Source organism: Candidatus Poriferisodalis sp., assembly GCF_965262965.1.
In the GTDB taxonomy this organism is placed as follows: domain Bacteria; phylum Actinomycetota; class Acidimicrobiia; order Acidimicrobiales; family Poriferisodalaceae; genus Poriferisodalis.
The window spans coordinates 1117593-1141784 of record NZ_OZ253573.1; the positions used below are offsets into that span (position 1 = coordinate 1117593).

At 66.4% G+C, this 24192-nt stretch carries 31 protein-coding genes; 4 read left to right on the forward strand and 27 right to left on the reverse strand.

Features of this window, described 5'->3' with window-relative positions; genetic code table 11:
- Positions 1–33 precede the first annotated feature (33 nt).
- The 10 genes from ACQY5K_RS05345 to ACQY5K_RS05390 form a co-directional block, all read right to left on the reverse strand.
- Positions 34–429 carry a c-type cytochrome gene (locus ACQY5K_RS05345; protein WP_428120733.1) on the reverse strand — a complete coding sequence of 132 codons (396 nt, stop codon included), beginning with the start codon at positions 427–429 and terminating at the stop codon, positions 34–36.
- Positions 426–839 carry a hypothetical protein gene (locus tag ACQY5K_RS05350; protein WP_428120735.1) on the reverse strand — a complete coding sequence of 138 codons (414 nt, stop codon included), beginning with the start codon at positions 837–839 and terminating at the stop codon, positions 426–428. The genes ACQY5K_RS05345 and ACQY5K_RS05350 overlap by 4 nt, the downstream gene beginning before the upstream one ends.
- Positions 840–842: 3 nt before the next feature.
- A complete protein-coding gene (gene trpA, locus ACQY5K_RS05355; RefSeq protein WP_428120737.1) occupies positions 843–1643 on the reverse strand; it encodes a tryptophan synthase subunit alpha in 801 nt (266 codons plus the stop codon).
- A complete protein-coding gene (gene trpB, locus ACQY5K_RS05360) occupies positions 1640–2839 on the reverse strand; it encodes a tryptophan synthase subunit beta (protein ID WP_428120739.1) in 1200 nt (399 codons plus the stop codon). Before trpB ends, trpA begins: the two co-directional genes overlap by 4 nt.
- Before the next feature lie 42 nt (positions 2840–2881).
- A complete protein-coding gene (locus ACQY5K_RS05365; protein WP_428120741.1) occupies positions 2882–3553 on the reverse strand; it encodes a phosphoribosylanthranilate isomerase in 672 nt (223 codons plus the stop codon).
- Positions 3544–4365 carry an indole-3-glycerol phosphate synthase TrpC gene (locus ACQY5K_RS05370; protein WP_428120743.1) on the reverse strand — a complete coding sequence of 274 codons (822 nt, stop codon included), beginning with the start codon at positions 4363–4365 and terminating at the stop codon, positions 3544–3546. The genes ACQY5K_RS05365 and ACQY5K_RS05370 overlap by 10 nt, the downstream gene beginning before the upstream one ends.
- 55 nt (positions 4366–4420) lie before the next feature.
- The gene (locus ACQY5K_RS05375) at positions 4421–4735 is read right to left on the reverse strand and encodes a putative quinol monooxygenase (RefSeq protein ID WP_428120745.1); all 315 of its coding nucleotides are present in this window, start codon (positions 4733–4735) and stop codon (positions 4421–4423) included.
- 93 nt (positions 4736–4828) lie between these two features.
- Positions 4829–5719 (reverse strand): YgfZ/GcvT domain-containing protein, encoded by an 891-nt coding sequence (locus ACQY5K_RS05380; RefSeq protein ID WP_428120747.1) that lies wholly within the window; start codon positions 5717–5719, stop codon positions 4829–4831.
- Positions 5719–7926 carry an anthranilate synthase component I gene (locus tag ACQY5K_RS05385; protein WP_428120749.1) on the reverse strand — a complete coding sequence of 736 codons (2208 nt, stop codon included), beginning with the start codon at positions 7924–7926 and terminating at the stop codon, positions 5719–5721. The genes ACQY5K_RS05380 and ACQY5K_RS05385 overlap by 1 nt, the downstream gene beginning before the upstream one ends.
- 3 nt (positions 7927–7929) lie before the next feature.
- A complete protein-coding gene (locus ACQY5K_RS05390) occupies positions 7930–8226 on the reverse strand; it encodes a GroES family chaperonin (RefSeq protein WP_419923522.1) in 297 nt (98 codons plus the stop codon).
- Positions 8227–8407: 181 nt separating this feature from the next.
- Between ACQY5K_RS05390 and ACQY5K_RS05395 the strand changes: the two genes are divergently transcribed.
- A complete protein-coding gene (locus tag ACQY5K_RS05395) occupies positions 8408–9064 on the forward strand; it encodes an alpha/beta hydrolase (RefSeq protein WP_428120751.1) in 657 nt (218 codons plus the stop codon).
- Between the two features lie 3 nt (positions 9065–9067).
- Here the strand turns inward: ACQY5K_RS05395 and ACQY5K_RS05400 are convergent, their stop codons facing one another.
- The 7 genes from ACQY5K_RS05400 to hisD form a co-directional block, all read right to left on the reverse strand.
- Complete coding sequence (locus tag ACQY5K_RS05400) at positions 9068–10624, reverse strand: acyl-CoA synthetase (RefSeq protein ID WP_428120753.1); 1557 nt, start codon at positions 10622–10624, stop codon at positions 9068–9070.
- 47 nt (positions 10625–10671) lie between these two features.
- A complete protein-coding gene (hisF, locus tag ACQY5K_RS05405) occupies positions 10672–11454 on the reverse strand; it encodes an imidazole glycerol phosphate synthase subunit HisF (protein WP_428120755.1) in 783 nt (260 codons plus the stop codon).
- The gene (locus tag ACQY5K_RS05410) at positions 11451–12245 is read right to left on the reverse strand and encodes a HisA/HisF-related TIM barrel protein (RefSeq protein WP_428120757.1); all 795 of its coding nucleotides are present in this window, start codon (positions 12243–12245) and stop codon (positions 11451–11453) included. The genes hisF and ACQY5K_RS05410 overlap by 4 nt, the downstream gene beginning before the upstream one ends.
- A gap of 24 nt (positions 12246–12269) precedes the next feature.
- The gene (hisH, locus tag ACQY5K_RS05415) at positions 12270–12920 is read right to left on the reverse strand and encodes an imidazole glycerol phosphate synthase subunit HisH (protein ID WP_428120759.1); all 651 of its coding nucleotides are present in this window, start codon (positions 12918–12920) and stop codon (positions 12270–12272) included.
- A gap of 10 nt (positions 12921–12930) precedes the next feature.
- Complete coding sequence (gene hisB, locus ACQY5K_RS05420) at positions 12931–13554, reverse strand: imidazoleglycerol-phosphate dehydratase HisB (protein ID WP_428120761.1); 624 nt, start codon at positions 13552–13554, stop codon at positions 12931–12933.
- A gap of 73 nt (positions 13555–13627) precedes the next feature.
- Entirely contained in the window at positions 13628–14701 is a 1074-nt protein-coding gene (hisC, locus tag ACQY5K_RS05425; RefSeq protein WP_428120763.1) for a histidinol-phosphate transaminase, read from the reverse strand.
- Positions 14698–16002, reverse strand: coding sequence for a histidinol dehydrogenase (hisD, locus tag ACQY5K_RS05430; protein ID WP_428120765.1), 1305 nt, complete (start codon positions 16000–16002; stop codon positions 14698–14700). Before hisD ends, hisC begins: the two co-directional genes overlap by 4 nt.
- Before the next feature lie 63 nt (positions 16003–16065).
- On the opposite strand from hisD, the gene ACQY5K_RS05435 reads away from it, so the two are divergent.
- The gene (locus ACQY5K_RS05435) at positions 16066–16254 is read left to right on the forward strand and encodes a hypothetical protein (RefSeq protein ID WP_419922855.1); all 189 of its coding nucleotides are present in this window, start codon (positions 16066–16068) and stop codon (positions 16252–16254) included.
- A 31-nt stretch (positions 16255–16285) separates the two neighbouring features.
- Here the strand turns inward: ACQY5K_RS05435 and ACQY5K_RS05440 are convergent, their stop codons facing one another.
- The 4 genes from ACQY5K_RS05440 to mshD form a co-directional block, all read right to left on the reverse strand.
- Complete coding sequence (locus tag ACQY5K_RS05440) at positions 16286–17200, reverse strand: HpcH/HpaI aldolase/citrate lyase family protein (RefSeq protein ID WP_428120767.1); 915 nt, start codon at positions 17198–17200, stop codon at positions 16286–16288.
- Positions 17201–17263: 63 nt separating this feature from the next.
- Entirely contained in the window at positions 17264–17905 is a 642-nt protein-coding gene (nth, locus tag ACQY5K_RS05445) for an endonuclease III (RefSeq protein WP_428120769.1), read from the reverse strand.
- 16 nt (positions 17906–17921) lie between these two features.
- Complete coding sequence (gene rlmN / locus ACQY5K_RS05450) at positions 17922–19037, reverse strand: 23S rRNA (adenine(2503)-C(2))-methyltransferase RlmN (protein ID WP_428120771.1); 1116 nt, start codon at positions 19035–19037, stop codon at positions 17922–17924.
- A 37-nt stretch (positions 19038–19074) separates the two neighbouring features.
- The gene (mshD, locus tag ACQY5K_RS05455; protein ID WP_428120773.1) at positions 19075–19839 is read right to left on the reverse strand and encodes a mycothiol synthase; all 765 of its coding nucleotides are present in this window, start codon (positions 19837–19839) and stop codon (positions 19075–19077) included.
- Between the two features lie 161 nt (positions 19840–20000).
- Here mshD and ACQY5K_RS05460 point away from each other — a divergent pair, with 161 nt between their 5' ends.
- Positions 20001–20432: a hypothetical protein gene (locus tag ACQY5K_RS05460; protein ID WP_428120775.1), complete on the forward strand. Its 432-nt coding sequence runs from the start codon at positions 20001–20003 to the stop codon at positions 20430–20432.
- Positions 20429–21127, forward strand: a complete 699-nt coding sequence (locus ACQY5K_RS05465; protein ID WP_428120777.1) for a ubiquinone/menaquinone biosynthesis methyltransferase — start codon at positions 20429–20431, stop codon at positions 21125–21127. The genes ACQY5K_RS05460 and ACQY5K_RS05465 overlap by 4 nt, the downstream gene beginning before the upstream one ends.
- A 23-nt stretch (positions 21128–21150) precedes the next feature.
- Here the strand turns inward: ACQY5K_RS05465 and ACQY5K_RS05470 are convergent, their stop codons facing one another.
- From ACQY5K_RS05470 to ACQY5K_RS05495, 6 genes are all read right to left on the reverse strand, one after another.
- Positions 21151–21678, reverse strand: a complete 528-nt coding sequence (locus ACQY5K_RS05470) for a YbaK/EbsC family protein (protein ID WP_428120779.1) — start codon at positions 21676–21678, stop codon at positions 21151–21153.
- Positions 21679–21700: 22 nt separating this feature from the next.
- Positions 21701–22588 carry a 1,4-dihydroxy-2-naphthoate polyprenyltransferase gene (locus ACQY5K_RS05475; RefSeq protein WP_428120781.1) on the reverse strand — a complete coding sequence of 296 codons (888 nt, stop codon included), beginning with the start codon at positions 22586–22588 and terminating at the stop codon, positions 21701–21703.
- Positions 22589–22593: 5 nt separating this feature from the next.
- Positions 22594–23145: an acyl-CoA thioesterase gene (locus tag ACQY5K_RS05480; protein WP_428120783.1), complete on the reverse strand. Its 552-nt coding sequence runs from the start codon at positions 23143–23145 to the stop codon at positions 22594–22596.
- Positions 23142–23444 carry a hypothetical protein gene (locus tag ACQY5K_RS05485; protein ID WP_428120785.1) on the reverse strand — a complete coding sequence of 101 codons (303 nt, stop codon included), beginning with the start codon at positions 23442–23444 and terminating at the stop codon, positions 23142–23144. The genes ACQY5K_RS05480 and ACQY5K_RS05485 overlap by 4 nt, the downstream gene beginning before the upstream one ends.
- Positions 23445–23563: 119 nt before the next feature.
- Positions 23564–23887, reverse strand: a complete 324-nt coding sequence (locus ACQY5K_RS05490) for a carboxymuconolactone decarboxylase family protein (protein ID WP_428120787.1) — start codon at positions 23885–23887, stop codon at positions 23564–23566.
- A gap of 6 nt (positions 23888–23893) precedes the next feature.
- Positions 23894–24160, reverse strand: a complete 267-nt coding sequence (locus ACQY5K_RS05495) for a hypothetical protein (RefSeq protein WP_419922844.1) — start codon at positions 24158–24160, stop codon at positions 23894–23896.
- Between the last annotated feature and the right edge of the window lie 32 nt (positions 24161–24192).

Here is a 24192-nt window from a genome sequence, read left to right on the forward strand (position 1 = left end):
GCCAACAAGAGCCCCCAACCGCGTACCCGCTGTTCACTGCGTACCGAAGGTGCTCCGCTGGTAGGCCACGACGGCGGCAATCTCGGCATCGGTGAGAAGCCCGCCGAACGGAGGCATCGAGCCGCGGCCGTTCCACACCACCGACAGGTGGTCGCGAACGGCGAGCCGTTCGCTGACGCCGCCGAGCGCCGCACCCACGCCACCGCTGCCGTCGCTGCCGTGGCACACCGAGCAGCTGTCACCGAAGACCTCGTTCCCGAGCGCCACATCTGCGCTGGCGAACGCCAGCTCCAGCCGATCCACATCGGCCTCGGTCGCATCGCCTCCACCACAGCTCGCGAGCCCGATCGCGACTGCGAGCGCCAGCGCTGGCACCCGCCACCTGCGGCGCTTCACTTCACCACGATTAGGCGTGAATGGCTTGCTCATCGGGTCACCCGGGGCGTGCCGACGCCGGTGTAGAGACTCGGCGTCTCATTCCAGCGGCGGGCCATCCAATCGGCGTCCCGGTAGTGAGCGTGGAAATGGTCCGGTATCTGGCGCATCACCTGGTCGATCACTCCGCTGCTGGGTCCAAAGCGTTGCTCGCCGGCTTCGTTCAAGCGAGCCAGCATTGCCTCCAACTCCGCAGCGGGCGGATCGGTTCCGTGCCGCTTCCAGACCACCATCGGCGTCGCGCATACCTCACAGTCAGCCACCCAGCACAGCTCGCCCTCGTGATACCAGTGGGTATAGCGGGCGGCTTGGCAGAGCTCGCAATCGGGGTCCAACTGAGCTGGATCAGAAAGGGCCGGATCAGAAAGGGCCGGGCCGGGGGAACTCGGTTCGGCAGGATTCACCGTTCAACCGTGGTCCAGCGCCGATCGGTAGGTCGCCACCAGGTCGCCGACCGCCTCGGGGCCGTCGGCCATCAGGGTGCGCACCACCGCCGATCCGATGGCCACGCCATCGGCCACCTCGCAGGCTTCGACCGCCTGTTCCGGCGATCCGATGCCGACACCCGTCAGCACGGGACGGTCGGTCACTGCTTTGCAGCGTCCGGCGATCTCTGTGGCTGTGCGGGCCAGCGCCGCCCGTTCGCCGGTGACACCCAGCAGGCCAACGGCATAGACGAAGCCGCTAGAGGCCGCGCACAGCTCCGCTAGACGGTGCTCGGGGGTGGTCGGCGCCGCCAGCAAGATTGCCTCAATGCCAGCTTCGGCGGCGGCTTCGAGCCAGCCACCGGCTTCCACGTAGGGAAGGTCGGCCAAGATCGCGGCGGACACTGCCGCTTCCGTCAAAGCTGCGGCGAAACGCTCGTGACCCTGGTGGTGACACAGGTTGTAATAGGTCATCACGGCGTGGGGAACGCCAGTGTCGAGGTCTCGCGCTTCCTCGAGCACCGATGCCGGCGTGACCCCTGCGTCCAGCGCTGCGGTGGAGGCTCGCTGGATCACGGGGCCGTCGATGACCGGATCGGAGAACGGGATTCCGATCTCGATGGCGTCAGCACCCGCGGCAGCGGCCGCTTCGACCGCACGCATCCAGCCGGGATAGCCGCCGGTGACGTAGGGAATGAGCAGCTTTGCGCCGCCGTCACGCCGTGCCCGGAGATGCGATTCCATGGAGCCATACGGCCCACCTGCCGTATCCGGCGCGCTCACGGACGCTCTCCGTCCGCAACGGCGCCCGCGTCGCCGGGATGCAGGAGGTCCATCATCTGATCCACGTCCTTGTCACCACGTCCCGACAGGTTCATGAGAACGGTCTGGCCAGCCATGGAGGGCGCCTCTCGCACAATCCATGCCAGCGCGTGAGCGCATTCCAGCGCCGGGATGATCCCCTCAGCGCGACTCATCAGCGTGAAGGCCGAGACGACCTCGTCGTCAGTCACGCTCGGGTACTCGGCCCGGCCGATGGCCGCAAGGTACGCGTGCTCAGGACCGACACCCGGGTAGTCCAGTCCGGCTGAGATCGACTCGGCCTCGAGCACTTGGCCGACTTCGTCCTGCATCAGATAGCTCACCATGCCGTGGACGACACCCGGCACTCCCCGTCCGACAGCGGCGCCGCCGGCGGGCTCGACACCGACAAGGCGTGCATCGCCGTCTGCGAAGCCCGAGAAAATGCCCGCGGCGTTGCTCCCCCCGCCGACGCAGGCCACCACGACATCCGGGTCGCCGCCGATCAGCTCCCGGCACTGCGCAGCGGCTTCGTCACCGATGACGTGATGGAACGTACGCACCATCCACGGATACGGATGCGGTCCCATCACCGAGCCCAGGCAGTAGTGCGTGTGCTCGACGGTCGCGACCCAGTCCCGGAGCGCCTCATTGACCGCGTCCTTGAGGGTTCTGCTGCCCGAGTTGACCGCCTCGACCTCCGAGCCCAGCAGCTGCATCCGGAACACGTTGAGCGCCTGACGCCCGACGTCCACCGCGCCCATGTACACCTTGCATTCCATCCCAAGCAGCGCAGCAGCCGTCGCCGTCGCCACCCCGTGCTGGCCCGCACCCGTCTCGGCGACGAGCCGTGTCTTGCCCATGCGCTGCGCCAACAACGCCTGCCCGATGACGTTGTTGATCTTGTGCGAGCCGGTGTGATTGAGATCTTCGCGCTTCGCCAGCAAGCGGACGCCAAGCTGGCTGGACAGGTTCCGGCACTCGGTCATCGGTGAGGGCCGCCCACCGAAGTCGCGCAGCGTCGTCTCGAAGTCCTCAATGAAACCTGGGTCGGCCCACGCCTGGCGAAACGCCGCTTCAAGCTCTTCGCACGCTGCAACCAGCGTCTCGGGCACGAAGCGGCCTCCGAAGTCGCCAAAGCGACCATCCGGTGTTGGCTCGCCCATCACTGCGGTCATGTCGCCACCCTCATGTCGCTCGGTCCCTGGCCTCGATTCACGTCAATCGTCCCGCCAGTCGTACGGTGCATCCGCCGCCAGGCTCTCGTCGGCGGCGTCCTCGTACAACGCTCCGGCCTCGTTGGCCACCGAGATGAACTCCCGCATCGCCAGAACGTCTTTGCGGCCCGGCTCCGACTCAATGCCGGACGCCACGTCGACGCCCCACGGGCGCACGATCTCGATGGCTTGAGCCACGTTGCTGGGTCGAAGGCCGCCTGCAAGCAGCAGCCGAATGCCACGGTCCCGGCCCTCCAGTTGCCGCCAATCGAAGATGCGCCCGCTGCCTGGGTCGGGACCGTCCACGAGCAGGACCGAGGCTCCGTAGTCACGAACGCGCTCAACGTTCGGGTCGCCGGCGACGAATACCTTGATGAGCGCCGGAACTCGCTCTGCGACCCAGCGACTGTCCGCGGCCGTTTCGTTGCCGTGCAGCTGCGCCATCCGTAGGCCCGCGCCGTCCATCACCTGCACGACCCGTTCGGGCAACTCGTTGCGGAACACACCGACTGTGATGATTCCGCCTGGGAGTCGTCGCACGATGTCTCGAGCCAGACGGGGCGAGATCTGCCGAGGCGAGCCGGGCACGAAGTTGAACCCGATCGCGTCGGCACCCATCCCCACTGCGACGAGCGCGTCCTCTTCGTTCGTGACACCGCACACCTTCACGAACACGCCGACCGCCTTTCGTCGCTCTGACCCTGCTGTGTACCCGTTCGCAGGCTGGCTACCGCCGCCGCAGGATCGCCACTGGTAACCAGGCTCTCCCCCACAAGAACAGCGTCGTAGCCGACGTCGGCAAGCATCGCCGCATCATCTGGCCCGCGCACTCCTGATTCGGCCACTGACGTCACCTCCGCAGGCATCAGCTTGCCCATGCGGGCGGCCCGCTCATGGTCCACCTCGAACGTAACCAGATCACGCTGATTGACGCCGACGAGATCGGCGCCTGCTGCGAGCGCGCTCTCGAGCTCAGCCTCATCGTGTGTCTCAACCAGAACGTCGAGCAGAAGCTCACGAGCCAGTCCCATGAGGCGGATGATCTCATCTCCCGAGAGCGCCGCGGCGATCAACAACACGGCGTCGGCTCCCATGATGCGCGCATCGAGCACGTCTCGTTCGCTGACCGTGAAGTCCTTGCGAATCGTTGGCAGCGCGGTCGCCGAACGCGCTGCGGCGAGATCTTCTGCCGAGCCGCCGAAGTTCGGGCCGTCGGTCAGCACCGACAGGCAGGCGGCACCACCGTCGCTGTACAAGCGGGCCAGCGTCGCAGGATCAAGATCGGCGAACAGAGGGCCTTTCGACGGCGAACGGCGCTTGATCTCCGCAACCACGGACAGGCCTTGCGCCCCCAGAGCCGCCCGGAACGGTCGCGGCGGCGGCATCGCAGAAGCCGTCCGACGCAGCGCGTCGAGCGGCCGCTCATCACGCGACGCCTCAGCTCGGTGCTCGGCGATGATCCGGTCGAGGTAGGTAGCCGACGTCACTGGGGTCAGGCGATGGTCGTCGTGCCGGCACTGTCACCTGTGACAGGCGCAGGCGTCAGAACTCGAGGCCCTTGGCGACAGCGGGATCGAGGAAGGTCAGCTCGGGTCGACCGGCCATGAGGTCCTTCATCGCCCGCCCGAATACCTTCATCTGCTCCGAGCCGCCATGGGCCACAAGCGCAGCTTGGTCGCTGTACAGCTCGTAGAACCACACGACGTCGGCGTCGTTCTGATCCTTGTGCGCGGCGTAGACCTCGGTGCCGGGCTCACCTGCGGCGTTGCTCATGCCAATGTCGCCGATGACTGCGAGCAGCTCGTCGCGCTTGCCTTCCTTCGCCGTCAGCTTGGCCAGCAGTGCGGTCTTTGCCATCTCGGTGCTCCCTGGGTTGGTGACGCCGTCTGAGTGAAGCCGTCGTGTCGTTGCGATGCGAGGGTACCCGTGTGGGCGGCCCGCAAACCGGGTCTATATGGTCGCCAGCAGGACGGGTTTGCCACTGGCGGTGTGCACCTCATCCGCTGCATCTCGTCGTGCGAGCGCATAGCCCACCACGGTGTCTCCCACGGTGGCAGTGCAGCGCACTGTGGCAACTGAGGTTCCCTCGGCGTCCAAGAGCTGTTCGTCAGCTTCGAGCGGAGATGCAGAACGGACACGACGCAGAATCCGGCGTCCGCCCGATCGTGAGTCGATGCGTTCGACCAGTTCCTGACCTCGGTAGCAGCCCTTGGTGAACGAGGCAGCGCGTTCGACGATGCCCGTCTCGTTGGGAATGTCGCCGATCAGAACGCCTGCTCCCATGGCAGGCAGCCCATATGCGATGCGCAATGCGTCGAATTCGTCGGCGGAAATGCTCTCTGCTTGCGAGAGCGCATCGGGCAAAGTGCCCTCATCAGGCATCAGCACATCGACTCCAGCCGCCAAGGGCCAACGCGCCGCTCGCGCCACCCGTTGCCCGACCGACTGATGGGGCAGCGGATCATCGCTGGCAGCGACGTCGCCAGGCGACGGCCTGACTGCTGCAGCACTGCGCAACGCATGCATCGACCACTGGTGCCAGGTGAAGTCTGCGCGTGTGCGCAGCTTGAAGCGCTCCAACGACGCTGCGAGGGGCTCACCGAATCCTGGCTCGGTGTCGAGCACGAACGCCTCCAAAGCGCTGCGGCACAGGCCAAACAGCACCTCGACACGTCCCCGCGGTTCCAGCAGGAATGACAGAGCGCTCTCACCGACGCCGAGAGACTCCACATCGGCGGAGATCTGCCCGTGCAGGTATGCCTGAGCCTCAGGTCCGGACACCACGACGACGTCTCGTGGGACCGTCGCTGCGACGGAACGGTCGAGAGAATCGGCGATCATCAGCTTCTCCACCTGGGCACAAGACGATCGACTGCGTTGCGGATCAGCGCAAGACCCACACCGTCATCGAGCGACATGATCGATTCGGGATGGAACTGCACCGCAGCCACGGGCAGCTCCCGATGTTCAACCGCCATCACGATGTCGTCATCGAGGCTCACGGCGGTGACTTCCAGCTCGTCGGGTACTTCGGCACGTCGAGCAAACAGCGAGTGGTACCGACCTGCGCGGAATTCTGCGGGCAGACCGTCAAGCAGGCGTCCGCCGAGAACGCGGATAACCGAGGGCTTGCCGTGCTTCGGATTGGCGAGCTGGCCCAGTTCGCCGCCGAAGTACTCGACGATCCCCTGGAGTCCCAGGCACACACCGAACAGCGGCAGACCGGCATCCAGCGTGGCGCCCACCATCGGCCCGATGTCGAAGTCATCTGGCCGGCCAGGGCCCGGGGACAGCACCACCAAGTCGAAATCCGCGACCTCGCCCGGTGGGAACCCCGCCCGTCGCGTCACCACGCTCGCGCCCGTCTGGCGCAAGTAGTTCGCCAGCGTGTGCACGAACGAATCCAGATGATCGACCAGCAGTACTCGCCGCTGGCTCGGTGTTGCCGTTGTAGCTATCGCGGCTGGCAGTGTCCGGGGACGCCGGATCGCGTCGAGGAATGCCGACGCCTTCAGCTCGGTCTCGGACTCCTCATCGTCAGGATTGGAGTCCCACAGCAGCGTCGCACCGACACGCACCTCGGCGTGCCCCTCGGTCACTCGGATGGTGCGCAGGGTGAGACCCGTGTTCAGGCTGCCGTCGAAGCCCACCTTGCCGACAGCGCCGCCATACCAGGCCCGCGGGGTGCGCTCGTGGCGTTCCAAGAACATCATGGCGGCCGTCTTCGGTGCGCCCGTCACCGTCACTGCCCAGGTGTGGGAGAGGAACGCATCGAGCGCGTCGAAGCCGGGTCGCAGGCGCCCTTCCACGTGATCGACGGTGTGGATCAGGCGCGAGTACATCTCGATCTGGCGACGGCCGATCACCTTTACCGAGCCAGGTACGCAGATGCGGCTCTTGTCGTTGCGGTCCACGTCGGTGCACATGGTCAGCTCGGACTCGTCCTTGGACGAGTTGAGCAGTGCAAGGATCTGCGAGGCGTCGTCGATGGGGTCCTGTCCGCGGGCGATGGTCCCCGAAATCGGGCAGGTCTCGACGCGGTCGCCTTCGACTCGCACATACATCTCAGGCGATGCACCCACGAGCCATTCGCCGGCTTGCGCCGAGCGACCCAAGTTGATCAGGAATCCGTACGGCGAGGGGTTCTGCTCCTTGAGGCGGCGGAACAGCTCTGAGGGCGGCTCGATGCTGCGTTCGGAGAACATCTGGCTCGCGACGACCTCAAACAGATCACCTCTGGCGAAATACTCTCGGGCAGCGCGAACTCCCGCCGCGTAGCCGCCCGGCTCGTGATCCCGCCTCGCTTCGAGGTCGAGATCCGGCTCGTACGGGACGCTATCTCCCCCACCGGCCAGGTCGCCGGTACTGCGCCCCGCGAATTCGAAGTCGTAGTGAAGCCTCTGCGCGATCCCGCCTTGGTGGTCGACGACGAGCAGATCGTCGGGCAAGTAGAGAACCAGGTCGCGTTGGTCCTGCGGACGCGGCAGCGTCAGCTCGATCGGCTCGAACTGGAACGCCAGGTCATATCCGAATGCGCCGTAAAGGCCTAGGTGGGGATCGTCGCATGCGAACAGCTCCACCAGCGCTCGGACGACCGTGAAGGTCGATGGCTGGCGGCTTCGCTCCTCCTCTTCGAAGCGTCGCTCAGCTCGCTCGATCGTGCAGGACACCTCGTCGGGGCCGTGCCGCAGCGAGACGATCCCTGCCGTCTCACCGAGTTGCGCGAGTGCATCGTGCACCGATTCAAGCAACACTTTCCCGCGCTCGTTGAGGGCAGAGACCCGTACATCTTGGCCTCGGCTGGTGACGGCCAGCGGCGGGTCGGTAAAACCCATGTCCCACCGCGTGTACCGGCCGGGGTACTCGTAACTCGACGAAAGCAGGACGCCCCGAGCCTGGTCCAGTCGGTCGACCAGTTCTTCCACTGCGGCATCGCCGTCAACGGTTGCCGCGGTGAGTGTGATCGAGATCCCACCCGCCGTGCGGAACTCGGTCGCCGAGAACGCGTCGATCCCGGGGGCAGCGTCAGCGTGCTCGGAAGCCGGCATGACTTACAGGTACAGGCCGGTGCTGCCTGGCTCGATCCGTGGTGCCGCGATGGCGTGGACATCGCGCTCGCGCAAGATGAGGAAATCGTCCCCGTGCACCTCGACCTCGTGACGGTCGTCAGGGCTGAATAGGACCCTGTCGCCCTCTTGAGCACTACGCACGTTCGGTCCGGCACCGACCACTTCGGCCCACACAAGACGCTTGTTCTGCTGCGCAGTCGCTGGAATGAGAATGCCGCCGCTGCTGCGACGCTCCGAGCCGTCATTGGGCAGCCGGACCAGCAGCCGGTCATGGAGCATCTTGATCGGACGGCGCTCGTCGTCACTCGCGTCCGCAACACCGTTGCTCTTGCCCGCTGCGGTCGCTCGCTTTACGGGAGCCTTCTTCTTCCGCGCAGGCGTCTTGGCGGTCTTGTCAGCGGCAGTCGCTGGGTCAGCAGTTTCGGGGGCAGTCACCAGTGGCACGGTACCGTTCACACCGATGAATGCGGCGACTCCCCACACCCGCCAGATCGGCCTCACCGCATCCGACGGCACCGATCTGGAAGCCGAAGTCTCGTGGCCCGCAGGGGACGTCTGTGCTGTCGTCGTGCTGTCGCATCCGCATCCGCTCTATGGCGGCGACATGTGCAACCCGCTCATCGACCACCTGTTTCGGGCGTTGCCCGCCACTGGGATTGCCGCGCTTCGCTACAACTTTCGAGGTGTTGGCAGCTCGGGCGGCGAACACGACAGCGGAGGCGCCGAGCAGCTCGACGCCGCCGCAGCATTTGCCGAGGCCGCGGCGCTCGCCTCCGAAGGCGACGCTGACGATGTTGCGCCGGTGGTTTCAGCAGGATGGTCCTTCGGCGGCGACGTGTCTCTCGCGGCCGACCATGACGAACTTGGGGCCTGGGTGGGCATCGCGGCGCCCATTCGCATCGTCGCGGAGTCCTCCATGGCTGCCCCAGCGGACGCTCGCCCGAAGCTTCTCCTCGTGCCCGAGCACGACCAATTCCGCTCCCCTGCCGAGGCCAGCGAGATCTTCTCGTCGTGGACCAACGCACAGATGCGGACCATTGCGAGCGGCGACCATTTCTTGATGGGCCACGCCCGCGCTGTCGCCGAGATGATCGGCGAGTTTGTCGCCGACCTCTAGCGGCTAGACGATGCGCGACTCTTTGTCGCTCCAGTACTCGTCGCGCAGGATTCGCTTGTAGAGCTTGCCTGTGGGAAGTCTCGGCAGTTCATCGCGGAAATCGACCGAGCGCGGCATCTTGTACGCAGCGATGTACTCGCGCGCATAACCTAGGAGTTCGGTGGCGAGCGCGTCGTCGCCGATCACTCCTTCGGCCGGCTGCACCACCGCCTTCACCTCTTCGCCGAAATCCTCGTTGGGCACGCCAAAGACCGCAACGTCTGCCACCTTCGGGTGCAGCACCAGGCAGTCCTCGATCTCTTGGGGATAGATGTTCACGCCGCCCGAGATGATCATGAACGCCTTGCGGTCGGTCAGATACAGGTAGCCCTCGTCATCGACACGGCCGATGTCGCCCAGTGTCGACCACAGCTCGTGATCTGCGTGGCGCGATTCGGCGGTCTTGTCAGGATCGTTGTGGTACTCAAATGCTGGGACGTCGCGTTCGAAGTAGATCGCGCCCGACTCGCCGACAGGCATCTCGTTGCCGTCGTCGTCGCAGATATGGATGACGCCGATGAGCGGCGTGCCGACTGTCCCCGGATGGTCGAGCCAGTCAGCGGAATTGACGTAGCAGAAGCCGTTGAGCTCGGTGCCGGCGTAGTACTCGTGCAGGATCGGTCCCCACCAGTCGATCATCTGCCGCTTCACCTCGACCGGGCACGGCGCAGCTGCATGCACAGCGACCTGATGACTGGACAGATCGTGTCGTTGCCGCACCTCGGCGGGCTGCTTGAGCATCCGGCTGAACATCGTCGGCACCCACTGGCTGTGCGTGACGTGGTACCGCTCGATGTAGGCGAGCGCATCGGCGGGGTCGAAGCGATCCATGATCACCGCGGTGCCACCCATCGACTGGGTACCAGTGGTGAACGACAGCGGTGCGGAGTGATACAGCGGCGCCGGGGAGAGATAGACGCTGCCGGCGCCGATACCGAAGATGCCGCCGACCAGACCCGCACCGATGAGATCGGGCTCGGTGATCGAGGTGCCGTCCAGCGGGCGCTTGATCCCCTTTGGACGGCCCGTGGTGCCCGAGCTGTACAGCATGGTTGACCCGCGTGGTTGTTCAGCCAGCGGCTCGGTCGGATAGGCCGCTATTGCATGTTCGAACGAGTCGAATCCCGCAGCGCGGGCGTCGAACATCAGCCGGATGTCGCAATCGCCGATGAGCGGCAGCATCTCGGTCGCAGCCTCGGCCACGGCCGGCGAGGCCACCAGTACCCGCGCCCCGCAGTCGTTCACGATGTAGGCCGCCTCTTCGGCTGTCAGGTACCGATTCACCGTGGTGAAGTACAGGCCACTGCGCACTGTTCCCCAGAAGGCATCGAAGTAGCCGATGTTGTTGTCGGCGAACACCGCGACGTGATCACCGGGGCGCAAGCCGGCGGCCCACATGAGCTGTGCAAACTGCGCACTGCGGTCTTCCAACTCGCGAAAAGTCCGGATCGTGCCGTCGCGGGCCATGATGACCGCTGCACGATCAGGGACGTCGGGCGCGTATGTGCCGGGAAAGCTCATGTCCCGGAAGCTATCTCGCAGCTCGCTGGCGAACGCTGGAGTCGAGCTCAGTCCTGCGGCGGGCGGACTGCGACTCCGGCTGCCGTCATCGCCCGCTTCGCATCGGCGACGGTGTGCTCGCCGAAGTGAAAGATCGAGGCGGCCAGCACGGCGTCAGCGCGCCCTTCGACAGCCCCTTCCACGAGGTGCTCGAGCGTGCCCACGCCGCCGCTGGCTATGACCGGAACGTTGACGGCATCCGCGACCGCTCGGGTGAGCTCAAGGTCGAAGCCCTCCCTGGTGCCGTCGGCATCCATCGAGGTCAGCAGGATCTCGCCCGCGCCCAGCTCGACAACCTGGCGCACCCATTCGATGGCATCGATACCAGTGTCCTCGCGGCCGCCCTTGACGTACACGTTCCATGTTCGGGGCCGTCCGGGCTCGATGGGGTTCGACTTCGCGTCGACCGCGACCACCGCGCACTGGCTGCCGAACTCACCTGCGATCTCGCGCACAAGGTCGGGACGGGCAACCGCAGCCGAGTTGACCGACACCTTGTCCGCGCCTGCGCGGAGCAAGGCCCGGGCATCATCGGTCGTACGGATGCCGCCGCCGATCGTGAAGGGGATGAACACCTCCTCGGCGGTGTGGCGTGCGAGCTCGATGATGGTGTCGCGGTCGTGTGCCGATGCGGTGATGTCCAAGAACACAATCTCGTCCGCACCCTGACGGTCGTACAGCGCCGCCAGCTCGACGGGATCGCCGGCGTCTCGCAGACCCACGAAATTGATGCCCTTCACGACGCGGCCGTTGTCGACATCGAGGCATGGGATGACTCGGACGGTCTTCACGCCGAATCGGCTCCTGCTGGGGGGCCACTGCCGCGCGCAACGACGATTGCGGAGACAGGCCTGATTGCGCCGTCGTGCAGCGCCTTGCCGACGATGGCCCCGCTGAGCGCGCTGCCACCGGCGGACCGAAGATCTCGCAGATCAGCGATGTCGGCCAAGCAGCCGACACCGCCGCTGGCAATCACGTTCATCGTCGCGGGCCGCTGCGGCGCGTCCAGCACGTCGCGCAAGCCCGCCAGGTCGCTGCCCCCGCCCATTCCGTCTCGGGCAATCTGCGTCACGACGACGGCTTCGGCACCGGTGCTCGCCAAGCGCCGGAGCGCATCGCTCAGACTCACGCCGCTGCGGTGCTCCCATCCGCGAGTGGCCACTTCCGTGCCGCGCACGTCAAGTCCGACCGCAACGCGGTAGCCCGCCGTCACGAGCTCTGCGACCAGATCCGGATTCTCGATCGCCGCCGTGCCGACGACGCACCGCGTGACGCCCACCTCATAGAGCGCTTCGGCGCTCTGGCGGTTGCGCACGCCGCCGCCGCACTGCACGCGTACACCCGCATCCCCCACCGCCGCGACGACCTTGCGCATCACCTCGCGATTGCGCGGCTCACCTGTGCCCGAACGAGCAGCATCGAGGTCCACCATGTGGATCCAGCGCGCCCCAGCCTCGGCAAACTCGTGGGCAACCTCGACCGGATCACCGACGTAGCGCACCTCGCGCTCGTAGTCGCCTTGCAGCAGCCGCACGCTCCGGCCTTCGCGCAGGTCAATCGCGGGGAACAGTTCGAAGCTCACGTCGCAGCCCTCACCTACAGCAGCTCACCGATTACCGCTCGAGGCGGCGACGGCATCTACGAAGTTCTGGGCGAGACGCTTGCCGGCATCGCCTGATTTCTCCGGATGGAACTGGGTCGCCCACAGCTGGCCCCGCTCGACGGCCGCCGTGATCGGCGTCGGGTAGTCGCACGTTGCGGCTACGAGGTCGTCGTCGGTGTGAGCGGCGTAGCTGTGGACGAAATACATCCACGCGCCGTCGGTGAGCCCCACCAGCAACGCGCACTCAGGCCGCCGCACATCGAGGCGATTCCATTGCATCTGGGGCCGCACGACGCCCTCAGGCAACAGGCGCACCGACCCGGGCAACACGGCAAGCCCAGGCACTCCCGGGGCCTCGGTCGAATCCTCAAAGAGCATCTGCATGCCGACGCAGATGCCCAAGAACGGGCGGCCGCTGTCGACCGCATCGAGAGCCGGTGCCTCCAGGCCCGTTGCGCGCAGCTGCCTCATGCACGTGCCGAAGTGACCGACGCCGGGGAGCACGACTGCATCGGCGTCACGGATCAACCCCGAATCAGAGGTGAGACGGGCATCGGCGCCCACCCGCTCAAGTCCCTTTTGCGCTGATCGCAGGTTGCCGATGCCGTAGTCGAGGACGGCCACGAGCGGCCGCACGGCAGCGGCACCGCTCACCGCAGGCCTCTCACAAGACGCCCTTGGTCGACGGCAGCACGTCGTCGGCAATGCGCACGGCGTCGTAGAAGGCCCGCGCCACGCCCTTGAAGCTGGCTTCGATGATGTGATGAGTGTTGCGACCCCGGATCATCACGATGTGCAGCGTGATGCCCGCCGCCATCACCAGACCGCGCCAGAACTCTTCGCACAGCTGGGGATCGAATGGCGGATCGCCGAGAATCTTCTCACCTGGAGGGTCGACGTCGTAGTGCAGGAAGGGGCGGCCCGACAGGTCCAAGATGACCTCCACGGCCGCCTCGTCGAGCGGCACCGTGATGGATGCGAAGCGCCGCACGCCTGCCTTGTCCCCCCACGCTGAGCGAAAGGCTTCGCCGAACGCGATGCCCGTGTCCTCGACGGTGTGGTGGGCGTCGATCTCGAGATCGCCCACCGTGCGCAGGTCGACGTCGAAGCGCGCGTGTTTGGAGAGCTGGGCCAGCATGTGGTCGAAGAACGGCAGGCCGGTCGATATTTCGTTGCGGCCGTTGCCGTCGATGTCGATCGAAAGGTCGATCTGGGTCTCTGCGGTGTGCCGTTGCACGCTTGCCATACGAGCAGCGCGGCGGCTGGGCAACGTTGCCTCTGCAGTCATCGGGACACCTCAGCATCGATTCGCATCAGCCTGCGGCCTCCGCCGACGATTCGCACCCTCCGGCTGGCCGAGCTCATGCGAGCACCTCTGCGAGGGCTTGCAGGAAGCGGTCGTTCTCGGCAGGCGTGCCGACCGTGACCCGCAAGCAGTCGGCGAGGCGTGGCCACCCTGAGCAGTTCCGCACGAGCACCGAGCGGTCGACGAGCGCTTGCCAGACATCGTCGCCGCTGTGCCCGGCGGGGCTGGTGCGGAACAGGATGAAGTTGGACTGCGAAGGCCAGACGTCGATCCGCATCTGGGCCAATTCAGCGGAGATTCGCTCGCGTTCGGACACGATCGCCGCTACTCGGTGTTCCATCTGGTCCGTGAATCGCAGCGCCACCCGGCCAGCGATCTGCTTGAACGTGTCGACGTGGTACGGCAGGACGACCTTCTCGAACTCGGCGGCCATTCCCACAGGGATCACCGCGTAGCCCAGCCGCGCCCCTGCCATCGCCCACGTCTTGGAATACGTACGAGTGACAACGAGGTTGTCGGGTCCACCCGCGTCATCGCAGAGGTCGATGGCGCTCCAGTCAGCGAATTGACCGTATGCCTCGTCGACCACCACGAGGCCGGGCGCAATCTCCAGCGCCCGCTCCAACACGTCAAGTCGTTCGGGTGTGCCAGTTGGATTGTTGGGCGAGCACAGGAACACGATCGAGGGCTGGTACCGCTCGACGATTCGTTCCATCTCGTAGACGCTGACACTGCCGTCAGCGTGGCGTTCGCCATCAACTACTGAACTCTGCGTGCTGCGTGCAATCTGGCCATACATCGCATACGTGGGCTCGAACGTCGCGACGCTTCGACCGGCCCCGCCGTAGGTCAGGCACACGGTCTGGAGTACCTCGTTGGAACCGTTTGCGACGAAGATGCGCTCGGGCTCGGTGCCGTGCAGCTTGGCGAGGTCGGCCCGAAGCGCACTGGCGGTCCGGTCGGGGTAACGATGCCATTCGACGCTGCGCAGCTCGGCTGCGAGGGCCTCGGTGAACTCGGCAGGGGGCGGAAATGGGGCCTCATTGGTATTGAGGCGCGCTTCCACCTCGATCTGCGGCGAGTGATAGCCCTCCAGCAAGCGCAGATCGTCCCGCACTGCCGGTTTCACGGCCGCACCCCGGACGCGATCCACTCCTTGCGGCGCGACACCGAGGCCGCGTGCGCCCACAGCCCCTCGGCTTTCGCCAGCTCAGCCACAGCTGGCGCCAGTCGGTCAAATCCAGCCTCGGAGACCTCGACCACATGCATCCGCTTGATGAAGTCGTCGGTGGTGAGCGCCCCCGCAAAGCGGGCAGTTCCAGCAGTCGGCAGCACGTGCGACGGCCCGGCCACGTAGTCGCCGACCGACGCCGGCGCCCACGGCCCGACAAACACAGCACCGGCGTGACGGATGTCGCCCAGCAGTTCGTGGGCGCCGTCGCACATGAGCTGGAGATGTTCAGGTGCAATGAAGTTGGCGACTTCGGCAGCCTGGGCGGGGCCGTCAACGAGGCACACGAACCCGTCGGCATCCAGAGTCGCGAGGGTCTCATCGCGCCGTGGCGACAGCTCGACAATCTGGCTGATTGCCGCGCAGACAGCGTCCGCGCAGGCGGCATCCCACGTCACGAGCCAGGCCCGGCCGCCGGGACCGTGCTCGGCCTGCAGCACGACGTCAGTGGCTGCGGCGGCCGGCGGGCACGTCCCGTCGGCGATCACGACAATCTCTGATGGCCCCGCGAATGCCGACGCAATGCCGACGTCGCCGGCCACAAGCTGCTTGGCGGTGGCGACCCAGGCATTGCCCGGCCCAGCCACGACATCGGCGGGACGGATGGTCTCAGTGCCGTACGCCAGCGCCGCGACAGCCTGCACGCCACCGACACGGTGCACCTCAGTGACGCCACAGAGGTGTGCTGCGGCCATCACCGCTGCCGCCAGGTTGCCGTCCGGACCTGGTGGGGAGCACAGCACGATGTCGTCCACGCCCGCGGCCCGCGCCACGAGCACCGTCATGAGCACCGTGGAGGGATACGCAGCCAGACCGCCTGGCACGTACACACCGGCACGGTCCACCGGCTGTCTGACCGAGCGGACAGTGACACCATCGCTTTTGTGGACGTGGGCTGTCGCTGCTTCTGCGACGTGGAACTCCAGAATTCGCCGATGGGCGGTCTCCAAGGCCGAGCGTAAAGCAGACGACAGCGACTCCCAAGCCGCCTCAAGCTCGCTCGCCGGCACGAGCGTGTCGACCACCTCGACGCCGTCGAAGCTGGCCGTCAGTTCCCGGACAGCCGCGTCGCCGCCCTCTCGGACCCGCGAGATCAGCTTGCGAACCGCCTCTGCCGGTACCGCCGCACCCGAATCTGGGCGCGGCAGAAGGTCGGCGAGTTCCCCGCTCTTACCCCGAAGGTCCAGCCGTTTCAGCACCGTGCCGAGGGTACCTGCGCCCCTTTGCACCACTGGGTGCGAGTCGTCGCTAGCGTGCCGCGGGTGATCAGCGCGGCAGAGCTGTCGTCAATCGAGACCGCTGTCGGCGAGCTTGGCAACCGCATCTCGCGAGCTGCTGATGAGCTGATGGGAACGCCACACGAAGATGTCGGCGTCGAGCTTTACGAGGTCGAACGATCGCTGCGCATGGCCCGTCGCCGGCTGACCCAAGCCACGGATTCGCTCCGCTAAGCGGAATCAGCCCTCGATTCCGTTGTCGAGCTCAGGCACATCGTTCGAGCAACTCCGCTGTCTGGACGATCTTGCGAGCCCGAGTGAGGTGGGGCACATCAACCATCTGGCCCTTGTGCGCAAACGCCATCAGCCCAGCGGCTTCTGCTTCGACGAATGCCTCGAGCAGCTCTTTCGCGTCGGCGACCTCGTCCGCACTCGGAGTGAAGGCAGTGTTCACTATGTCGATCTGATCGGGATGGATCGTGATCTTGCCGGTGTAGCCCATCGCCGCTGAAGTGGCGCACTCGGCGGCCAGACCCTCCCCGTCCCGAAAGTCCACGTACACCGTGTCGAGAGGCTGCTTGCCCCACGCCGTGGCTCCCACCAGGCACATGACCCGGGCGTATTCGAACACTGGGAGGTAGGCGCCTGACGCATCCCTGTTGGCCTTCGAACCCATCGCGGCCGACAGGTCCTCGGCCCCCCACGTCAACGCATCGACGCGGTCATGACGGGCCAGCTCGCCGATGTTGAGCAGCCCCTGCGGTGTCTCGGTGCCCAGCACCAGCAGCGCCACACCGCCCGGGCGGTGTCCATGCTCAAGCTCCCAGCGGGCGATCATGCCGTCGAGATGCGCTACCTCCGCTGCGTTGTTCACCTTCGGCACCAGGTAGGCGTCGGGCGGAGCAACCATCGTGGCCTCGACATCGGCGGCGCACCACGGACTGTCCAGCGGATTGATCCGAACCACTCGCTCTTTGGCGCCGAAGTCGACATCGGCCAGCCACCCCGCCACCGTGGCGCGGGCACTGTCCTTGTTGTCCGGAATCACGGCGTCCTCGAGGTCGAGGACCAGGCCGTCGGCGGCAGTGGCGAGCGACTTGGTGAGCAAGCGCTCGTTGGCGCCCGGCACAAAGTGAGACGACCGCCGGATTGTCGTACCCGTCGTGTCTGGCTGGGTCATGGGTGAAGGTCTCCCCGTTGGTGCATCGTGAACGACGGCATGCCCGTACCGCTCGTCGTCCGATCAGGCCGCGAACGCGCTCGGGCAGAAGTCGTTCAGCACGCAGTCGTCGCAGGCCGGCTTGCGTGATGCGCAGACCCGACGGCCGTGCAGGATGAGCCGCAGGCTGAAGTCGCCTCGCTCGTACTGCGGGATCATCGGGTTGAGGGCCAGCTCCACCCTGACCGGGTCTTGTTCTTCTGTGATGCCCAGCCGCCGGACCAACCGACCGACATGGGTGTCCACCGGCAGTCCGGGCAGGTCAAAGGCCACCGAACGGATGACGTTCGCGGTCTTGCGGCCCACGCCTGGAAGCTTGACGAGGTCCGCGAGCTGCGTCGGCACTTCGCCGCCGTGGTCCGCGAGGAGCTGGCGGGCCATCCCTTGCAGATTCCGAGCCTTGTTGCGAAAGAAGCCAGTGGGATGGACGATTTCCTCGATTTCCGCGAGATCGCCCGAAGCCAAGGCCTCGGCGTCGGGAAACCGAGCGAACAACCCCGGCACCGTGGCATTGACACGGACGTCGGTGCATTGCGCCGACAGGATCGTGGCAACCAGCAGCTCGAAGGGGTTGCGATGCACCAGCTCGCAGACCGCTTCGTATTCGTCCTTGAGCCGCTCATGGGTCCGCTGGGCGCGGCCCTTCGGCGATCTCGGCTTGGCCATGACCTGTGTTTAGCGCTCAGCGAGACTGAACGCGCGGTGATGCGCGGCGTCGGGTGCGGCCGATCGCAACCTGTTTGTCTGCGCGGAGCTGGCCGCACGCGGCATCGATCGAGGTGCCACGGTTGGCGCGGATGGTGGCGTTCACGCCATGCGACGCCAGCTCTGCAGCGAATCGCTCGATCGTCGACTGCGGCGAGGGCTCGTGGCCATAGCCCGGTGTCGGATTCAGCGGGATCAAATTCACGTGCGCCGCCAGCGGCCGTGCGTATGCAGCCAGCTCAGCAACATCGCGGTCGCTGTCGTTGACGCCGCCGATCATGGCCCACTCCAAGCTGATGCGCCGCCGCTTGGCGCGGCGGTACTCGGCAAGGCATTTCGCGAGTTCGCGGAGCGGATAGGTGCGGTTGATCGGCGCGATGCGGTCTCGCATGCGGTCGTTCGCCGCATGCAGCGAGACCGCCAGGTTCACCGGCAAGTCGGCCGCTGTCAAACGAGCGATGCCGGGCACGAGGCCGACCGTCGAGATCGTGATGTGCCGCGCGCCGATGCCCATGTCGCCATGAAAGCGCTCGACGGCGGACCACACCGCGTCGTAGTTCGCCATCGGCTCGCCCATTCCCATGAACACGATGTTCAGCGCGCCGCTGCTGCGGCTCGTGGCGGCCGAAGGGTGTTGCAATGTCGCCAGTACCTGCTCGACAATCTCGCCCACACTCAGGTTGCGGTCGAATCCGATCTGTCCGCTCGCGCAGAAGCTGCAGCCCATGGCACAGCCCGCCTGGCTGCTGATGCACAGTGTCGTGCGGTTGCGGTAGCGCATCAGCACGGACTCCACGAGATGCCCGTCGCGCAGCGACCACAGCTGCTTGACAGTCGATCCGCGGTCCGCGGACTGCGTTCGCACGAGCCCGAGCGCCGGCGGCAGCAGATCTGCGATGGCACTGCGCAGGGCTTTGGAAACGTTGGTGATCTCGTCCAAGGGCCGCCGTTGCCGGTACAGCCCCTCCCACACCTGATCCAAGCGATAGGAGGGCTCGCCGTCGAGCAGCTCCCCCAACTCAGTCCGGCTGAGATCCGCCAGGCATGGATCGTCTGCGGGGCGCTGGGAGGCCATCAACGGTGAGCCTCGCATCGGCAGCTCATCGCCGTGCGCTGTGACGTTGCAGGGGTCACTGCCGGCCTGTGCTTGACCAACAGAGCGGGCCGGCGCCAGTGAACAGCCGCCGGATCACCGCAACCTCAAGCCCGAGATCGCGATACAGCGTGACGGCGGGTGTGTTGTCGGCGTCGACGTAGAGCATCCCGCGAGTCAGTCCGACATCAGTGAGGTGCTCGTACCCCGCCAACGTGAGCGCCCGGCCGAGTCCGCGGCCGTGGTACTTGGGGTCCACGGCGATCACATACACCTCGCCGGCGGCCGGGTCCTCGTCGACGTGCACCTTCGTCCAGCAGTACGCAGCGATCTCGCCGTCGATGTCGTAGACGCGGAAGCCGTCAGCGTCGAACCAAGGCTCGGCCGCCCGTTCGGCGACCTGTGCCAGCGTCCATCCGCCCTGCTCGCGGTGCCATGAAAAAGCGCGGTTGTTGACTTCGACCCAAGCGGCTTCGTCTTGGCCCACGACGAATGAGCGCGTCTCGATACCGCTTGCCTGGTCCATGGGCAGCGCCCGCTCCATCCGGTAGAGGTCTCGTTCGAACGCCAGCCCCGCCGCGGCCAGCTCGCGTCCGAGGGTGGTCTGGCTGGGCGACAACTCGCCTGCTGCGTCCTCGCCGTGGTCTGGATGGTCGATCCACACCGCCACCGGGCCGCTGAGCTGTCGAAGCTGTTGCCGCAGCGCCTCGCTCAAGGTTCCCGGCGCCCACCCGGACGCGTCTGCCTCAACGACGGCGCCGTGCTGGTCGGCGCCGATCGACATCACGGGTTCGGCACTCACCGCAGCGAGGCTAACGCTGGGGTCCGGGCTCGTCGCTGGGCCCGCTCGCTGCGTCATTGGCGCGCTACTCGCTGTGCCGTTGCTGCGCTACGCACAGGGTCCATGCAGCGCTACGCGCAGGGCAACAGTGGATCGGCGATCTGGGGTGCCACACTTGCGCGGTGAATCAGATGCGCTGGCTGAATCGCAGCCAGCCCCAGACGCTCTACAGCTCTGTCCTGCTGTGCTACTTCTCGGCCGGATTCCTGCTGTTCGGATCCGGTATCGACTATCAGCTGACGCTCGACATCGTCGGCTTGTTTGCCAGCGATAGCACCGCTGAGGACCTCGGTGATGCCTTGGTGCCGATCGTCGTGACGCTGCTGCTCGGCGGCGCCTTTGCCGCCGGAGGTCTGGGAACGGCTAACGAACGTCGCTGGGGACATCGACTGTGCGCGGCTGCGGCCGTCTACTCGACGCTCGCGACGCTGTGGTGGACGGCCCGAACGCAATTTGGACTGGGGATCCTGATGCGGCTGATGTTCGACGTGCTGCTGCTGGTGCTCATCTTCCATCCCCTCAGTCGCAACCATCGGCGCATCTGGTTCCAATGAATCCGCCCGAGGCCGGGCTGCCCGAGCCCGAGCACAAGGCGCTAGCCGTCGAAGCGATGTTCGACGAGATTGCGCCGCGCTACGACCTGCTCAACCGGCTGTTGACGTTTCGGCTGGACACTCGCTGGCGCCGCCGCGCTGTGTCGGCGCTCGGTCTGCAACCCGGAGAACTCGTGGTCGATCTGGCCTGCGGGACTGGCGATCTCTGCAACGAGCTGCAGAAATCTCGCCTTCGGGCGGTCGGCGTCGACTTCAGTGCCGGCATGCTGGCCGCCACCACCACACAAGCGCCGTTGCTGCGCTCCGACGCTCTGAGACTGGGCGTGCGCGACCGGACGTTCGACGGGGCGACCTGCGGTTTCGCCCTGCGCAACTTCGCCGACCTTGCAGCCGTGTTTGCGGAGCTGGCTCGCATCCTGCGTCCAGGAGGGCGCATGGCGCTACTCGAAGTCGCAGAGCCCGGCAACCCGCTGCTGCGTGCCGGCCACAGCGTGTACTTCGGCAAAGTCGTGCCTGCCGTCGGCAGCCTGCTCTCCAGTCGAGACGCGTATCGCTACTTGCCGAAGTCAGTCGCGTACTTGCCGCCCGCGCCGGAATTGCTCGCTCAGATCGCCGAAGCAGGGTTTCGCGACGTGGATCGGGAACTGCTGAGCGGGGGCATCTCGCAGCTCATCACCGCCACCCGCTCCCGCTGAATCTCACGGCTGGTTGATACCGCTCAGCCCGCAGGCGGATTCGGCGGATTCTTTGCCAGATCGTCGACAACGTGCGCGCTCGCGATGGCCATGAGGGAGGACGGCGGGCACAGGATCTTGCAGTCGCGCGACCCGCCGCCCACGATCACCTGCTCGCAGGCCATCACCCGGCTGTCGATCCAAACTGGCAGATCGCTGGGCAGTCCGAAGGGCGTCACACCGCCGATCATCATGCCGGTGCGCTCGATCGTCTCGTCCGCGTCGGCAAACGATGCCTTTCGGGTTCCAAGCCGTCGTCGCACGACGCCGTTCACGTCGAGCCGCGTCGTGGCCAGCACCAAGCAGCACGCCATCGGCCGATCCGCCGATTTGCCGACCACGCAGATCGCGTTCGCGGAAGCGTCCATCGAGAATCCGTACCGCTCGCAGAATTGTGCCGTGTCGGCAAGATCCGGATCGCACTCCACGATCTCGTACGCGACGCCCAGCGCCGCGAGGTGTTCCAGCACTGCGGTGGAAGTCACTGAGTCACCGTCGTTCGCCACGCTCATTGCTCCCCAATCGATCGCATGCTCACGTCCCGAGCAAGAAGCCGACCGTCAGCAACGCGCCCAGGACGAGCTGAAGCCGGCCGGTGCCGGCCAGCACCGGCAGCAGCGCCCGACCGCGGGCGCCGCGCAGCACTGCTCGTACCGGCGCCAGCGCGGCCACTGCGCCCAACAGTCCGACGAATGCCCAGGGCCGCAAGAGCCACAGGTACAGCGGTGAGAACACGGCAATGGCCACGACGGCGGCATACAGCACGCGGGTCGGCGCGTCCCCCATCCGTACTGCCAGCGTGCGCTTGCCGGCTCGCTCGTCGCGCGGCAGGTCCCGAAGATTGTTCGAGATCAGCAACGCCACCGAGCCCAACCCGACCGGCACTGACGCCGCGACGCCCAATATCGACAGCTGCGCGTCCTGCACGAATGCAGAGCCGGCCGTCGCGACCACGCCAAAGAACACAAACACGAACAGCTCACCGAGTCCCCGGTATCCGTAGGGACTGCGGCCGCCCGTGTAGTACCAGGCCGCGAGTATCGAGGCCCCGCCAGCCACGATGAGCCACCACGACACGGCCGCCGCGACGACGATCCCGACCCCAGCGGCGACGCCGAACGACGCGAACGCTGCGGCCCGCACGGCCACCGGCGACGCCGCGCCCGATGCCACCAGCCTCGCCGGCCCGACCCGGTCCGCATCGGTGCCGCGCACGCCGTCGCTGTAGTCGTTCGCGTAGTTGACGGCGATCTGAATGAACAGCGACACCACGAGCGCGCACCCAGCGCGCCACCACACGACGCCATCGCCGACAGCGGCATCCGAAGCCGCCGTCCCGACGAACACCGGCACGAGCGAGGCCGGCCACGTGCGCGGTCTCGCTCCCGCGATCCACATCCGGAGACCAGCGCTTGCTGCCATGGCGCCTACTCAGCCAGCGAGCCCAGCGGCCCGGTGATGCGAGTGATCGCGAATGACTGGTTTCCCGTCGCAAGCAGCTCACCCGACTCGGCGAAGATGCGAACGATGCCCTGACCGACCGCGTTGTGCACGGCGTCGGACTCGATGTCCAGCAAGACCCACTCGCTGTCGGCCTCTCCGGCGATGCGCACGGTGTTATCGAGGCTCGAACCCCGAAAGCCTGCGTCGAGGCTCACTCGCATGCCGCTCGGCAGCAGGTCAGCCAGAGCAGTCAGGCCCGGCCCGGTCGATGCCAGCGTGCCCGAGAGCCGTGACCAGTACCGGACGTGGCGGTCTCCCGGCTGCTGTCCTACCAGGCGAACATCAGCGTGGTCAGTGAACGAGTGACCTACGAGCGACGTGTTGTCACGCCGCTCGCACTCCAGAGGCGGCGGCACCTCGGGCGCAGCGACCCACGTCTGATCGATGCCGAGTTGCCGGCCGCCGAGCGAAACGAGCGCTCGCAGGATGACGCGCCCGTCGGCGGCGTCTGTGATCTCCGCCGAGGCCTGCGTCATGCGGTTGCCGCTTGCCCCGATGTCCAGAGTGATCGCCGCGCAACTTCCCTCGGACAGGCGAGCCAGATATTGAGCAGACGCGCTGCCATGGGACGGCCCGTCACCGTCTCGAGTGCTGCGACCGCAGCCGCCAAGCCGCAACCGCCATGCAAGGTTCCGGTCGCACCGGCCACATCGAACGTCACCGGCATCAGCCAGCGCAATTCGTCTTCGGTGGGGCGCAGACCCAAGAAGTCAGTGATCTCGCCGAGGTGCGGGTCCTGCGGCGCCGCGTCACTGGTCGAGGCTCCGTTCGTCACAGATTCCAAAAGCTAGGCGGCGGACGACGCAGTCGTGCTGTACGTCAGGCTCGCGCACGCCTGTGCAGTGAGGCTGTGCAACGTCGCGTCTGCGCGGAAGCTGTGCTGTGATCTGCCGGTCAGCCCGCTGCGGCGGCCCAAGGGCTGGATTGGCCCTCGCTGTAGTGGTCGGGACGGATGCCGAATGCCTCGATCATCCTGTGCCAGCCACTCGCAGAAGCAAGCAGGGCACCCAAGCGCAGAATCTGCTGCTCGTTGAAGTGCTCGCTCAGCCGCTCGTACATCTCGGGCGGGATCACGCCCGAGTGCTCGAAGCCCGACAGCCAGTCGCACAGCGCCAGTGCGGCCTTCCACGATTCGGGCAAGTCTGATGCCTCGTAGTCGACCAAGTGTGCGACGACTTCGTTCGTGAGTCCGGTGCGCACCAACGATGCGCTGCGCACGAGGCTTCAGTGAAAGCACTCGTTGCGGTTGGCCATGCGAATACGGCAGAGCTCAATCATGTGGCGATCGAGCGCTCCGGGGTCGTCGTCGGGATTGCCGGCGTACACCGCGCTCACCCAGCCGAGAAACAGGTCGATCGTGGTCTCGTCGGCCGCGAGGGTCCGGAACAGGTTGTCGTCGGCGTAGGCCTTCGCATACCACGTGTCCAGGCGCCGTTGCTGCTTGTCGTCCAACTCGGACACCTTCGGCAAGTAGCCGTGCTTGTTCGCCATGACTCCCCCTCGGCGGGCCTGGTTTGCTTCCC

Bases quoted from the DNA above. Each gene is read 5' to 3' on its own strand.
- ACQY5K_RS05345 (WP_428120733.1), bottom strand. From the start codon at position 429: ATGAGCAAGCCATTCACGCCTAATCGTGGTGAAGTGAAGCGCCGCAGG.
- trpB (WP_428120739.1), bottom strand. From the start codon at position 2,839: ATGACCGCAGTGATGGGCGAGCCAACACCGGATGGTCGCTTTGGCGAC.
- ACQY5K_RS05375 (WP_428120745.1), bottom strand. From the start codon at position 4,735: ATGGCAAAGACCGCACTGCTGGCCAAGCTGACGGCGAAGGAAGGCAAG.
- ACQY5K_RS05380 (WP_428120747.1), bottom strand. From the start codon at position 5,719: ATGATCGCCGATTCTCTCGACCGTTCCGTCGCAGCGACGGTCCCACGA.
- ACQY5K_RS05385 (WP_428120749.1), bottom strand. From the start codon at position 7,926: ATGCCGGCTTCCGAGCACGCTGACGCTGCCCCCGGGATCGACGCGTTC.
- ACQY5K_RS05390 (WP_419923522.1), bottom strand. From the start codon at position 8,226: ATGCTCCATGACCGGCTGCTGGTCCGGCTGCCCAATGACGGCTCGGAG.
- ACQY5K_RS05395 (WP_428120751.1), top strand. From the start codon at position 8,408: ATGAATGCGGCGACTCCCCACACCCGCCAGATCGGCCTCACCGCATCC.
- ACQY5K_RS05400 (WP_428120753.1), bottom strand. From the start codon at position 10,624: ATGAGCTTTCCCGGCACATACGCGCCCGACGTCCCTGATCGTGCAGCG.
- hisB (WP_428120761.1), bottom strand. From the start codon at position 13,554: ATGACTGCAGAGGCAACGTTGCCCAGCCGCCGCGCTGCTCGTATGGCA.
- ACQY5K_RS05440 (WP_428120767.1), bottom strand. From the start codon at position 17,200: ATGACCCAGCCAGACACGACGGGTACGACAATCCGGCGGTCGTCTCAC.
- nth (WP_428120769.1), bottom strand. From the start codon at position 17,905: ATGGCCAAGCCGAGATCGCCGAAGGGCCGCGCCCAGCGGACCCATGAG.
- rlmN (WP_428120771.1), bottom strand. From the start codon at position 19,037: ATGCGAGGCTCACCGTTGATGGCCTCCCAGCGCCCCGCAGACGATCCA.
- ACQY5K_RS05465 (WP_428120777.1), top strand. From the start codon at position 20,429: ATGAATCCGCCCGAGGCCGGGCTGCCCGAGCCCGAGCACAAGGCGCTA.
- ACQY5K_RS05470 (WP_428120779.1), bottom strand. From the start codon at position 21,678: ATGAGCGTGGCGAACGACGGTGACTCAGTGACTTCCACCGCAGTGCTG.
- ACQY5K_RS05475 (WP_428120781.1), bottom strand. From the start codon at position 22,588: ATGGCAGCAAGCGCTGGTCTCCGGATGTGGATCGCGGGAGCGAGACCG.
- ACQY5K_RS05480 (WP_428120783.1), bottom strand. From the start codon at position 23,145: ATGACGCAGGCCTCGGCGGAGATCACAGACGCCGCCGACGGGCGCGTC.
- ACQY5K_RS05495 (WP_419922844.1), bottom strand. From the start codon at position 24,160: ATGGCGAACAAGCACGGCTACTTGCCGAAGGTGTCCGAGTTGGACGAC.